Below are 11,877 nucleotides of genomic sequence, written 5' to 3' on the forward strand. Positions count from 1 at the left end.
TAAAATAAAATCCCTAGTTATGAGTTATTTACTTACATTTGCACCGTGAAAATATCACGTTTTTTTAAAACCCTGCAAAGTTAGAGGTTTTAATTAATTTTGATTGTAACAGGAATAAAAACCAGCCTTTATGGCCAGAAAGAAGTATAAATTTAATCCAGACACCCTAAACTACGAAAGTATAGGTTTATCTTGGAAAGAAAAAGCTTACCGGATTCTGACCTACTTGTCGAGCAGCTTTGCACTGGCACTGGTGTTTATTGTGGTATTTCTGAATTTTTATGAAACACCAAAAACAAAAGCACTAAAGCGCGAAAATAAGCAGTTGCTTTCGCAGTACGAGTTGATGTCGAAGGATTTGGATAAAGTTGAACTGGTATTAAACGACCTGCAACAACGCGACGATAATATTTACCGTGTAATTTTTGAAGCGGAACCCATTCCATCATCGGTGCGCGATGCCGGTTTTGGTGGAGTGAATAAATACTCACACCTCGAGGGGATGAATAACTCGGAGCTGATTATAGCCACTGCGCGCAAACTCGATGTCATCTCAAAACAGGCATACATTCAGTCGAAATCGTACGACGATGTAATGAAAATGGCGCTGAACAAGGAAAAAATGCTGGCCAGTTTGCCGGCTATTCAGCCCATTACCAACAAAGACCTTAAACGGACTTCAAGCGGATGGGGTTACCGGATTCACCCAATTTACAAAGTACGTAAAATGCACTGGGGACTAGATTTCACAGCTCCGATAGGAACTCCGATATATGCCACTGGCGATGGAACCGTAACCGAGGTAAAAGGCTCGAAACGTAGTCGGGTTGGATTGGGACTGCATATTAAAATCGATCATGGTTTTGGCTACGAAACTGTATACGGTCACATGAACGAATTCAACATAAAACGCGGACAAAAAGTGAAACGTGGCGATATTATCGGGTATGTTGGAAATTCGGGAGGATCAACCGCACCTCACGTACATTACGAAGTACATAAAAATGGTCGCAAAGTAAATCCTGCCTATTATGTGTTCCAGGATCTTACTCCGCAGGAATACGATAAAATGATCGCGATCTCGTCGAACATCGGGCAATCGCTTGACTAAGATTGAATTTCAAAACAATACAGGAAACTTCCATTGGTACTGCCGGTGGAAGTTTTTTTGCCTCCGAATAAAATCTAATTATCTTGGTAGTTAAAAATCTGAAAAAAGGTGCCCTATAAAAAACCTGAAATAGAAAAGATCTACTATACGGTTGGAGAGGTTTCCGAAATGTTCGGACTCAATCCTTCGCACATACGTTACTGGGAGCAGCAGTTCGAGGCATTGAAACCTTTTAAGAACAAGAAGGGAAACCGACTATTTACGAAAGAGGATATTGAAACGATACGACTGATCAATCACCTGGTAAAGGAACGTGGACTTACCATAAAAGGCGCCCGTAAAAAGTTAAAAGATAACCGGGAAGATACCCTGAACAATTACGAGATTGTAAAACGCTTACAGGACTTAAAACAAGAACTGATCGAATTAAAAGAAGGACTAAACAACCATGACTAAAGTTAAAGATATTAGCGACTTTCTGGAAAGCTTTGCCCCGCTTCGTTTGCAGGAATCGTACGACAATGCAGGATTAATACTGGGCGATAAAAATGCCGAAATTAAAAAGGGACTGATCACACTCGATGTTACCGAAGATGTTGTAGACGAGGCCATTCAAAAGAAATGCGGTTTGATCGTGGCTCACCACCCCATTGTATTTTCGGGCCTTAAAAAAATAACAGGGAAAAATTATGTGGAGCGGACCTTGCTAAAAGCCATTAAAAACGACATCGCTATTTATGCCGCACACACCAATCTCGACAGCGTAACAGGTGGTGTAAACGGAAAGATATGCGAAAAGCTCGGACTCGAAAATTGTCGCATTCTTCAACCTGCCGAAGGCATGCTAAAAAAGCTGGTGACATTTATCCCCGTAGATCAGGCAGAGCAGGTACGAAACGCAGTGTTTAGTGCCGGTGCCGGGAACATTGGCAACTACGACTCGTGCAGTTTTAACGCGCACGGACAAGGTACTTTCAGGGGCGATGAAACAACCAATCCGTACGTTGGCGAAAAAGGCGAACAGCACTACGAAAACGAAATCCGTTTCGAAACCATCTTCCCTTCGTACTTGCAGCGAAAAGTTATTTCGGTGCTCGAAAATGCACATCCTTACGAAGAAGTAGCTTACGATATTTACCCGCTCGACAACAATTTCAACCAGGTGGGAATGGGAATGATCGGCACACTTCCAAAGGAAATCAACGAAAAGACTTTTTTAAAAAAACTTAAAGATACGTTTAAAACCGATGTTGTTCGACACACGGCTTTGCTCAATAAAAAAGTAAAAACGGTGGCCGTTTGCGGAGGAGCCGGATCATTTTTACTGAACCATGCAAAAGCGGCCGGAGCCGACATTTTTGTAAGCGGCGATTTCAAATACCACCAATTTTTTGATGCCGAAAATAAAATTGTGATTGCCGATATTGGCCATTTCGAAAGCGAACAGTTTACTAAAGAACTTTTTTATGAGCTACTTACGAAAAATTTCCCTAAATTTGCAGTCCAATTGTCAGAGGTGAATACCAACCCGGTTTTTTACTTCTGATTTTTGGTTTGAACATACAGGATTTACAGCACAAAGCGAACATATCATGCTCACACCGTGTTGTCCTGAAAACAGAAAAAAGTAAAATTAAATATTAGCAGCATGAATGCACCATATTCAAGGCAAGAAGACAAAGACATTTCTATTGAAGAAAAACTACGGGCTTTACACGAGTTGCAAAGTGTAGTTTCTGACATTGACAAAATTAAAACATTGCGGGGCGAACTTCCGCTGGAAGTGCAGGACCTTGAAGACGATATCGCTGGTTTGAAAACCAGGCTGGTGAATTTGGATGATGAGATCAAGAATCTGGATACAGCCATCAACAATAAGAAAATCGCGATCAAGGATTCTCAGGCGTTGATTGCTAAATACACCGAACAACAAAACAACGTTCGTAACAACCGTGAATTCGACTCACTTTCAAAAGAAATGGAATTCCAGAACCTGGAAATCGAACTTTCTGAAAAACGAATTAAGGAGTTCACTGCCGAGATGACGCAGAAAAAAGAAACCATCGACAATTCGAAAAAACAGTTGAAAGAACGCGAAGAAGACCTTGATCGTAAGAAAAAAGAGCTGGAAGAAATTACAGAGGAAACAAAGATTGAGGAAGAAAAGCTGAAGGCAAAATCAGAAAAGATCGAAACTTTTATTGATCCGCGTTTGCTCACCGCTTTTAAACGTATTCGCAAAAATGCGCATAACGGATTGGCTGTTGTAACCATTCAGCGCGATGCCTGCGGTGGTTGCTTTAACAAGATCCCGCCACAGCGCCAACTTGATATTGCCAGCCGCAAGAAAATTATTGTTTGCGAGTATTGCGGACGTATTCTTGTTGACGAGAACATCAATGTGATTGAAGACGTAGCTGAATAAACTAATACGATATTTATTGGAAAGCCGGTTCGTCAAATGATGAATCGGCTTTTTAGTTTTAATTTCATAAAAAAAACCGTCTCCCGAAAAATCAGGAAACGGTTCTTACCTAAACATTGTTTTGAAGATATCTCTTTTTACTTCACTTTGAACTCTGAACTCAAAACTCTGAACACTGTTTTTTACCAGCTTCCGCCGGCACCGCCACCACCAAAACTACCTCCGCCGCTAAAGCTGCCACCTCCGGAACTAAAGTTACCAAATGAGCCCGAGGAACGGTGACTCCCCGACATCATGCCCATGGCAAGCCAGAATGGCAAACTACTGCCTCCGGTGTAAAATCGCCTTCTGCGACTTCTACCAAACAGCACAAAAATTATCACAAACATGATCACAACAAACGGAATTCCTGCAGAACCACCTCTGCTTACTTTTTCCTGGTATTGTTGGGCAGTGTATTCTCCGCGGGTAATATCCATAATTACATTGATCCCGGCCGCCAAACCTCCGTAATAGTCGTTTTGTTTAAAACGCGGGATCATTTCATTGTCCACAATTTCCCGGTTCACAATGGCATCCGGTAACACAGCTTCCAAACCATATCCGGTAGCCACAAAAACCTGACCTTTACTTTCGTTTGTTTTGGGCTTCACCAGAATTACCAGTCCGTTATCGTTGCCTTTTTGGCCAATCCCCCACTTTTCTCCCAACTCCGGTGCATATTGCGACGGATCATAACCTTGAAGGTCAGAAACAGTAACCACAACAATCTGTGTTGAAGTTTGCCGGGCAAACTGCTCCAGCGCACTCTCCATGTTGTTGTATTCACTCTGTTCCAAAAGACCGGCAAAGTCATTCACCAATCGCGGCGGATTGGGACGATCGGGAATCTGGGCCATCAGGTTAATTGTAATTACAAGTGCAAATACTAATATTATTATTTTTTTCATTTTCTTTTTTATTTATCCCTCTGCCATCCGCCCACATTCCTTACGCAGGCTCCTCCGTTAAAACGGGAGAAAAAGCGGAAGTTTAATTTAATTATTTTCCAAATGATATTTCGTCCGAGAGCTCGTTCACATCGTCCTGCTGATAAGGGAAATGAGCTTTCAACTGTTCACCGGCCATTATTATTCCATCGGCCAGACCTTTTGCAATATTTCCTTCTTTCAATTGTCCAATGACTTTGTCTTTGGTGCTATCCCAAAAATCCTCAGCAACTTTCTGGTTGATGCCGGCATCACCAAGAATGGCAAATTTTCGGTCCTCAACCGCGAGGTAAAAAAGCACACCGTTCCGAAGTTCGGTTTTGTGCATCTCCAGTTTCTCAAAGAGATAGGCCGCACGGTCAAGCACATCGGCGGCACACTTGTTCTCTATATGAAGCCGAATCTCACCTGAGGTGTTGGTTTCGGCCACACGAATGGCATTAGTGATCTGTAACTTATCCTGTTCCGTAAAATATTTGTGTACGCTCATAATCTACCTTTCCTTAAAATTGTACCTCCGGGGCAGTTTCAGCACCTTGCTGTGCTTCGAAGTATGATTTCTTATCAAATCCAAACCAACCGGCATAAATCACCCGTGGAAATTTTCGAATGTAGGCATTATACGATTGTGTGGTTTGATTGAATTTTCGGCGTTCCATTGCAATTCGGTTCTCCGTCCCTTCAAGCTGAGCCTGCAAATCAAGGAAATTTTGATTGGCCTTCAGATCGGGATATCGCTCTACAACCACCATCAATCGGCTTAAAGCGGAAGAAAGCCCTTCCTGTGCTTGATTAAATTGCTGCAGCGTTTGTGGAGATAAATTCTCGGGATTTACCTGCACCGAAGTAGCTTTCGACCGGGCCTCGATCACGCCTTCCAGGGTTTCCTGTTCGTGCTCAGCGTATCCTTTTACAGTATTCACCAGGTTTGGGATTAGATCAGCACGTCGCTGATAAACATTTTCAACCTGCGCCCATGACGAAGTTACCTGCTCATCCAGTTCTACCATTTTATTGTATCCGCAACTGGAAAACAAAAAAGCACTTACTACCGCTAACAATACAATTCCTAGTCTCTTCATTTTTATTCTATTTAATTGATACCCACAAATATTCCTAAAAAGTGTCAAATATCATCGCGATTTTCGGGGAAAGGCGATATTTTGTCGCCGTATTCAGATTATAGTAAGATAAAGCAAAGGATCATGAACAGTTCGGATTTTAAAGCAGCCATTTTAGCTGGAATTCCTGAGCAATTACCATTGCCCAAGCCCTACGAAAACAATATCAATCACGCGCCAAAGCGCAAAAATATTTTGAACAAGGGAGAAAAGAAGCTGGCCTTGAAAAATGCATTGAGGTATTTTCCTCAAAAGTTTCACGAGGTGCTTGCTCCTGAATTTTTAGAGGAACTGGAAATGTTTGGCCGGATTTATATGTACCGCTTTCGTCCTGATTACGAAATGTATGCCCGGCCGATAGATAAATATCCGGCGAAATCGAAACAGGCAGCATCCATTATGCTGATGATCCAGAACAACCTCGATAAGGCGGTAGCGCAACATCCGCACGAACTGATCACTTACGGAGGCAACGGAGCAGTTTTCCAGAACTGGGCACAATACCTGCTCACTATGAAATACCTGGCCGAAATGACCGACGAGCAAACTTTGGCAATGTATTCGGGCCACCCTATGGGCTTGTACCCGTCGCATAAAAATGCACCACGGGTAGTGGTCACCAACGGCATGGTAATCCCCAACTACTCGGGCCGCGATGATTACGAACGAATGAATGCGCTGGGAGTTTCGCAATACGGACAAATGACTGCTGGATCGTATATGTATATTGGTCCTCAGGGAATTGTGCACGGCACTACCATTACGGTTATGAATGCTGCACGACTCCATTCTCCGGGCGATTTTGGCGGAAAAATATTTGTAACCAGCGGACTCGGCGGAATGTCGGGTGCACAACCCAAAGCAACAGTAATTGCAGGAATGGTTTGTATAGTTGCTGAGATCAACCCGAAAGCAGTCGAGGTGCGTCACAGCCAAGGTTGGGTAGATGAAGTTTACACCAATCTGGATGAATTACTGGCGCGGGCATTAAAGGCACGTGAAAAGAAAGAAGCGATTTCGCTGGTTTATCACGGCAATGTGATCGATCTGTGGGAAAAACTGGCTAAAGAAAATATTCCAATTGAACTCGGTTCCGATCAAACTTCACTGCATAATCCGTTTGCAGGAGGGTATTACCCTGCCGGATTGAGTTTTGAGGAGTCGAACAAGATGATGGCCGAGCAGCCTGAATTGTTTCGTGAAAAAGTATATGAATCCTTGTGCCGCCATGTGGCAGCCATTAATAAACTCACCCAAAACGGCATGTATTTCTGGGATTACGGAAATGCTTTCCTACTTGAAGCCAGCCGTGCCGGCGCCGATATTACCAATGACAAAGGTGATTTCATTTATCCTTCTTATGTACAGGATATTATGGGCCCCCTGTTTTTCGATTACGGTTTTGGTCCTTTCCGCTGGGTGTGCACTTCGGCCAAGAAGGAGGACCTGGAAGTGTCTGATAAAATTGCTGCTGAAGTGTTGGAGGAACTGGCAAAAAGCTCACCTGACGAGATCACACAACAAATGCAGGATAATATCCACTGGATTAGTGAAGCCGGAAAGAACAAGCTAGTGGTAGGTTCGCAGGCGCGTATTCTTTATGCCGATTGTATCGGCCGGACTCAAATTGCCAAAGCATTTAACGATGCTATTCGAGATGGACGAATTTCGGCACCAATTGTTCTGGGACGCGATCACCACGATGTTTCAGGAACGGATTCACCTTACCGCGAAACTTCAAACATTTACGACGGCTCATCGTTTACAGCCGATATGGCAGTGCAGAACTTTGTGGGCGATGCTTTCCGTGGTGCCACATGGGTTTCGTTGCACAATGGTGGTGGCGTTGGTTGGGGCGAAGTGATAAACGGTGGTTTTGGAATGACCATCGACGGAACACCTGAAGCCGAAGAACGCCTGACCATGATGTTGCACTGGGATGTGAACAATGGAATTTCACGCCGCAGCTGGGCACGCAACAAACCGGCACGATTTGCCATTGAGCAAGCTATGAAGGAAAATCCAAAACTAAAAGTCACATTACCTGAAGAGGCAGACAACAATCTGATTGAAGGTTTATTTTAAACAAAGAAAAAAACTTTTGAAAGGGGATCTGAATCAATGTCAGATCCTTTTTTTATTTCAGCTAAAAATAATCTAACTTACGATCAGCAAAACGATGACCTAACAAAAAACAAGAAAGATGCTCGATCGACCTTCCATCGAACATTGTCCGAATTGCAATTCAACACACATCGACAATTACTGCAGTAACTGTGGTCAGAGAATATACCGAAAACGATTTACCACAAAAGGATTTTTTGGAGTAGTTGGCAGCGCTATAAATTTCGAACGAGGTTTCCTTCATACAGCGATCTGGATGTTCCGCAATCCGGGAACTGTAGTTAGCGATTACTTAAACGGTAAAACCAAAATTTACATCAATCCCCTTAATTACATTTTAATAATTGCCGGTGCCTATGCTTTTTTAGTGCTATCGCTCAATATTCTCGACAGCACCGTCGCAAGTACCAACTCGCTATTGCAAACTGATCAGATGCAGACTTCACCTGAAGCACTGGAATTACAATCACGCTGGGTAGAGTTCATAAAAAAATACGTAAACTTTATGCCTATTCTAATGATCCCTTTTGCCAGCCTCTTTTCGAAATGGTACTACCGCAAACAAAAACTTTTTTATGGAGAGTACCTGATAATTAATACCTTTATTTTTGCACAAAACACGCTAATCACCGTGCTGTTTTCGCCCGTTATCATTGTCTTCCCTTCTGTTCTCGATATTTATCCTGTCATCAGCATTAGCCTCACAATAATCTATTTTACTTTTGCCTTCAAGAGTATTTTTAAAAATTCCGTTTTGGGTTCGGTTTTCGGAACCTTGTTCATATTCATTGGAGGCATGATATTCTTTTTACTTTTCATGTTGTTAATAATGTCAATCGTGATAATTTCTTCAAAGCTTTTGGGTGTTAACCTGATGAATATAGCTCAGTAATTAATATAACTCAGTTTTAAGACACGTTATCGCTATTCGGATCATTCATTTTTCATTTCTTTGCATCATGGATCTTCTGTTACTGTTCGATTACATTGGAACATTTGTGTTTGCTATTAGTGGCGTGTTGACGGCTGCCGAGAAACGACTTGATTTTTTTGGAGCTACCGTAATTGGCTTCGTTACGGCCATTGGAGGAGGTACTTTACGCGATATCCTGCTGGGCGACTTGCCGGTAGCATGGATGAGAAACACCACTTATTTCTGGGTGATACTTGCAGCTGTTGTCGTAACTATACTGTTTAGAAAACAAGTGATGAACCTCAAACGAACGCTTTTTCTATTCGATACTATTGGTATCGCCACATTTACCGTTATCGGCTTAAAAAAGGCTTTGGTGATGGATATCGATCCTTCCATGGCTGTATTGATGGGACTTTCCTCGGCGGTAGTAGGAGGTGTTATTCGCGATATTCTGTGTAACGAAGTTCCTTTAATATTACACCGCGAAGTGTATGCCACAGCCTGTATTGGCGGAGCACTTGCCTTTCTTTTACTATACAACCTTAATGTACCTGAAGTAATCTGCGAAATCGTTGCTGTTGCATTGATCATTATCATTCGAATTGTAGCCATCCGTTTTAACATTACGTTGCCCCGGTTAATAAAAGACTGAGCAGATTAAATATTCAAGGGTACATAAACAAAAAAGGATGACATCTTCTCAAACAGATATCATCCATTTTCTCAAAATACGGGATGTAACTATTCCCCAAACATCATGTTATAAGGCCTTGAAATAGCTTCCTGCAATTCGCCAATTCCGATATTTCGACTTTTACGAATGTATTCACGACCATCGAAAAATACAAGAATTGTAGGTGCAGTAAAAATCCTGTTTTGTCCTGCGATATCGGGCAGAACGTCTGATTTTACATAGGCCATTTTCATTTCAGGGAATTCGGCTTCAAGCAACTGAACAACCTTTGGTTTCAACACCTTGCATACATTACAGGCCTCGGTGGAAAAATAAGCCAGCAAAGCCGGCTCGCTTTTCAGGCTTTCAAATTCTTCAAAATTCTTAATTTCGGTGTACATGGAGAATTAATAATTTCCAATACTTAACATGACCAGTGTGCAAGCCTGAATCGCTTCGATGCCGTTTTCTTCCAACAAAGCTTCAAACTCAGGGTTTTCGGTGCCCGGATTAAAAATCACACGTTGCGGATTAAGCCCCAGTACTTTTGAATAATACTCCGGTTGACGCTGCGGCCCCACATATAAACTCACCGTGTGAATTGGATCTTCAGGAAATTCAGTTTGAATGGCTACATCGGAAACCTGCCCCATGCGTTTCGCCAATGCCACAACGTGGTGGCCGCGATTTCGCAGCGAATGAATTGCCTGATTCGAATAACGAGCCGGATTTTCGCTGGCACCAATTACTAAAGTCTTTTTATTATTTGTCATGATTTTTGCAATAGTACGACAACATTCACCGAAATACCTTCCTCGCGGCCTTCGAAACCGAGTTTTTCAGTAGTAGTGGCTTTAACCGAAATACAATCGACGTCAACACCCAAAACTTCGGCCATCACTTTTTCCATTTCAGGAATAAAAGGCTTTAACTTGGGTTGCTGGGCACTAATCGACGAATCGATATTTACGATCGAGTAACCTTTTTCTTTCACGAGTTCGTACGAACGTTTGAGTAAAAGTTTGCTGTCGATATTTTTATATTCCGATGAATTATCAGGGAAATGTGTACCAATGTCCCGGAGTTTCAAGGCTCCGAGCATAGCATCACAAATGGCATGTATAAGCACATCGCCGTCGGAATGCGCCACAGTACCTTTATGGTGCGGAACTAAAATACCGCCCAGCCACAAGGTTTCTCCTTCAGCCAGACGGTGTACATCATATCCTATACCAACTCTGAAACTCATCGTTGGTTGCCAAAAGCATCGATATCGAACGACAACGAGAAACGCAGGGTATTCTCCAGCGGGTGGTTTCGCTGCGTAGGGAAAAGATAAGAAAAGTCGAGTGCAAAAACGTTCATTTTAAGACCTGCACCCGCGGTAAAATATTTACGGTTACCTTTATTTTCGTGCTCGTAGAAATATCCGGCACGAATGGCAAATTGCTTGTTGTACCAATATTCAACACCGGCTGCCCAGGTAATTTCCTGAAACTCTTCCTTAAAACCACCGGGAGCGTCGCCAAACGATTTAAAAATACCTTCGATAACACCAATGTCTGAATTGATACCGCCCGAAAAAATTACGTCGCCATCGCCATATTCCGTTGAATCGGCCGGAGGGGTAGGAACCAGTAATTTTCCGGCTTCAGCAGAAAATGAAAAACTGTTGTAATCGTCAAGTTCCATGGTATAAGAAGCTCCCAATTTCAAAGTAGTCGGAATAAAATCTTTGACTTCTCCATCAGTATACGAAATCTTCGAACCAATATTTTGAATGTTGATACCGGCAGAAAAACTATTGTCTCTTCGGCTTCTTCTGAATTCGTTGTAATAATAAAAAGCTACATCGGCAGCAAAGGAGTTACCGGCGTGGGTTTCTACACCATTTACCAGCTGTCCTCCGGTTAAATCGGAACGAATGTAGCGAACCGCCACAGCACCCGACCAGGTTTCGGATAAAAGGCGTGAATAACCAAAATCGATGGCAAATTCATTCGGGCTCTGTTGTCCCATTAGTTCTCCCTGATCGCTGGTAAAAACAATGTCGCCCAATGCAAAGTAGCGCAACGAAGCACTCAGGGCCTGAACATCATCCAGACGTTTATAGCCTACCAAATAAGCCAGGTTAATATCGTCGACCAGATTACGCAACCATGGTGAGTATGAAAGTCCAACTCCCATGTCGCTTTCCATAAAAACATATTTTGCAGGGTTCCAGTGTTGCGAATTGATATCGGCAGTTGTTCCTACCCCAACATCACCCATACCTCCCGCTCTTGAATCGGGGGTAATTCCGAGAAAGGGAACACCTGTTGTAATTGTATTTGCTCCCGATAAAGTTCCTTGAGCCACAACAGTTTCGGTTGCAATAACTATCAGTGTCAGAATAAATAATAAACGAAAAATCTTCATCATAATTTTACTAAAATTGAGCGTGCAAAGATAAAACAAATGTTTACGCTACCATATTTTTAACTAATATCTGAACGGAACATTCACAGAAAAATTTTAC

14 protein-coding genes are annotated in these 11,877 nt (G+C 42.5%); 7 read left to right on the plus strand and 7 right to left on the minus strand.

What is annotated here, in order from left to right; translation table 11 throughout:
- The first annotated feature begins 130 nt into the window (after positions 1–130).
- The 4 genes from WFY05_RS03245 (at position 131) to WFY05_RS03260 (ending at position 3,536) form a co-directional block, all read left to right on the plus strand.
- Positions 131–1,111 (plus strand): M23 family metallopeptidase, encoded by a 981-nt coding sequence (locus WFY05_RS03245; protein WP_340111289.1) that lies wholly within the window; start codon positions 131–133, stop codon positions 1,109–1,111.
- Positions 1,112–1,219: 108 nt separating this feature from the next.
- Positions 1,220–1,567 (plus strand): MerR family transcriptional regulator, encoded by a 348-nt coding sequence (locus WFY05_RS03250; protein ID WP_340111290.1) that lies wholly within the window; start codon positions 1,220–1,222, stop codon positions 1,565–1,567.
- Complete coding sequence (locus WFY05_RS03255) at positions 1,560–2,657, plus strand: Nif3-like dinuclear metal center hexameric protein (protein WP_340111291.1); 1,098 nt, start codon at positions 1,560–1,562, stop codon at positions 2,655–2,657. Before WFY05_RS03250 ends, WFY05_RS03255 begins: the two co-directional genes overlap by 8 nt.
- Before the next feature lie 102 nt (positions 2,658–2,759).
- Positions 2,760–3,536, plus strand: coding sequence for a zinc ribbon domain-containing protein (locus WFY05_RS03260; protein ID WP_340111292.1), 777 nt, complete (start codon positions 2,760–2,762; stop codon positions 3,534–3,536).
- A gap of 182 nt (positions 3,537–3,718) precedes the next feature.
- Here WFY05_RS03260 and WFY05_RS03265 read toward each other — a convergent pair whose 3' ends face one another.
- From WFY05_RS03265 to WFY05_RS03275, 3 genes are all read right to left on the minus strand, one after another.
- On the minus strand, positions 3,719–4,486 hold the full coding sequence (locus WFY05_RS03265) for a TPM domain-containing protein (RefSeq protein WP_340111293.1): 768 nt from the start codon (positions 4,484–4,486) through the stop codon (positions 3,719–3,721).
- 91 nt (positions 4,487–4,577) lie between these two features.
- Entirely contained in the window at positions 4,578–5,015 is a 438-nt protein-coding gene (locus tag WFY05_RS03270) for a TPM domain-containing protein (protein ID WP_340111294.1), read from the minus strand.
- Between the two features lie 13 nt (positions 5,016–5,028).
- Complete coding sequence (locus WFY05_RS03275; RefSeq protein ID WP_340111295.1) at positions 5,029–5,607, minus strand: LemA family protein; 579 nt, start codon at positions 5,605–5,607, stop codon at positions 5,029–5,031.
- 123 nt (positions 5,608–5,730) lie between these two features.
- Here WFY05_RS03275 and hutU point away from each other — a divergent pair, with 123 nt between their 5' ends.
- The 3 genes from hutU to WFY05_RS03290 all read left to right on the plus strand — a co-directional run bounded on the left by hutU (position 5,731) and on the right by WFY05_RS03290 (position 9,338).
- Positions 5,731–7,731, plus strand: coding sequence for a urocanate hydratase (gene hutU / locus WFY05_RS03280; RefSeq protein ID WP_340111296.1), 2,001 nt, complete (start codon positions 5,731–5,733; stop codon positions 7,729–7,731).
- A 118-nt stretch (positions 7,732–7,849) separates the two neighbouring features.
- Positions 7,850–8,662: a DUF3667 domain-containing protein gene (locus WFY05_RS03285; RefSeq protein WP_340111297.1), complete on the plus strand. Its 813-nt coding sequence runs from the start codon at positions 7,850–7,852 to the stop codon at positions 8,660–8,662.
- Positions 8,663–8,729: 67 nt separating this feature from the next.
- Positions 8,730–9,338, plus strand: a complete 609-nt coding sequence (locus tag WFY05_RS03290) for a trimeric intracellular cation channel family protein (RefSeq protein WP_340111298.1) — start codon at positions 8,730–8,732, stop codon at positions 9,336–9,338.
- 89 nt (positions 9,339–9,427) lie between these two features.
- Here the strand turns inward: WFY05_RS03290 and WFY05_RS03295 are convergent, their stop codons facing one another.
- Genes WFY05_RS03295 through porV form a run of 4 tightly spaced genes read right to left on the minus strand, consistent with a single transcriptional unit; the run spans position 9,428 to position 11,780 of the window.
- Positions 9,428–9,760, minus strand: a complete 333-nt coding sequence (locus WFY05_RS03295; protein ID WP_340111299.1) for a thioredoxin family protein — start codon at positions 9,758–9,760, stop codon at positions 9,428–9,430.
- 6 nt (positions 9,761–9,766) lie between these two features.
- Positions 9,767–10,132, minus strand: a complete 366-nt coding sequence (locus WFY05_RS03300; protein ID WP_340111300.1) for a CoA-binding protein — start codon at positions 10,130–10,132, stop codon at positions 9,767–9,769.
- Positions 10,129–10,608, minus strand: a complete 480-nt coding sequence (gene ispF / locus WFY05_RS03305) for a 2-C-methyl-D-erythritol 2,4-cyclodiphosphate synthase (protein ID WP_340111301.1) — start codon at positions 10,606–10,608, stop codon at positions 10,129–10,131. The genes WFY05_RS03300 and ispF overlap by 4 nt, the downstream gene beginning before the upstream one ends.
- Positions 10,605–11,780 (minus strand): type IX secretion system outer membrane channel protein PorV, encoded by a 1,176-nt coding sequence (gene porV / locus WFY05_RS03310; RefSeq protein ID WP_340111302.1) that lies wholly within the window; start codon positions 11,778–11,780, stop codon positions 10,605–10,607. The genes ispF and porV overlap by 4 nt, the downstream gene beginning before the upstream one ends.
- Positions 11,781–11,877 lie beyond the last annotated feature (97 nt).

The organism is Maribellus mangrovi (assembly GCF_037646455.1).
Classification (GTDB): domain Bacteria; phylum Bacteroidota; class Bacteroidia; order Bacteroidales; family Prolixibacteraceae; genus Draconibacterium; species Draconibacterium mangrovi_A.

Excerpts from the sequence above, each read along its gene's own strand:
- WFY05_RS03260 (WP_340111292.1), top strand. The coding sequence starts at position 2,760 with ATGAATGCACCATATTCAAGGCAAGAAGACAAAGACATTTCTATTGAA.
- WFY05_RS03245 (WP_340111289.1), top strand. The coding sequence starts at position 131 with ATGGCCAGAAAGAAGTATAAATTTAATCCAGACACCCTAAACTACGAA.
- WFY05_RS03265 (WP_340111293.1), bottom strand. The coding sequence starts at position 4,486 with ATGAAAAAAATAATAATATTAGTATTTGCACTTGTAATTACAATTAAC.
- hutU (WP_340111296.1), top strand. The coding sequence starts at position 5,731 with ATGAACAGTTCGGATTTTAAAGCAGCCATTTTAGCTGGAATTCCTGAG.
- WFY05_RS03300 (WP_340111300.1), bottom strand. The coding sequence starts at position 10,132 with ATGACAAATAATAAAAAGACTTTAGTAATTGGTGCCAGCGAAAATCCG.
- WFY05_RS03275 (WP_340111295.1), bottom strand. The coding sequence starts at position 5,607 with ATGAAGAGACTAGGAATTGTATTGTTAGCGGTAGTAAGTGCTTTTTTG.
- WFY05_RS03270 (WP_340111294.1), bottom strand. The coding sequence starts at position 5,015 with ATGAGCGTACACAAATATTTTACGGAACAGGATAAGTTACAGATCACT.
- WFY05_RS03290 (WP_340111298.1), top strand. The coding sequence starts at position 8,730 with ATGGATCTTCTGTTACTGTTCGATTACATTGGAACATTTGTGTTTGCT.
- WFY05_RS03295 (WP_340111299.1), bottom strand. The coding sequence starts at position 9,760 with ATGTACACCGAAATTAAGAATTTTGAAGAATTTGAAAGCCTGAAAAGC.
- WFY05_RS03255 (WP_340111291.1), top strand. The coding sequence starts at position 1,560 with ATGACTAAAGTTAAAGATATTAGCGACTTTCTGGAAAGCTTTGCCCCG.
- ispF (WP_340111301.1), bottom strand. The coding sequence starts at position 10,608 with ATGAGTTTCAGAGTTGGTATAGGATATGATGTACACCGTCTGGCTGAA.
- WFY05_RS03285 (WP_340111297.1), top strand. The coding sequence starts at position 7,850 with ATGCTCGATCGACCTTCCATCGAACATTGTCCGAATTGCAATTCAACA.
- porV (WP_340111302.1), bottom strand. The coding sequence starts at position 11,780 with ATGATGAAGATTTTTCGTTTATTATTTATTCTGACACTGATAGTTATT.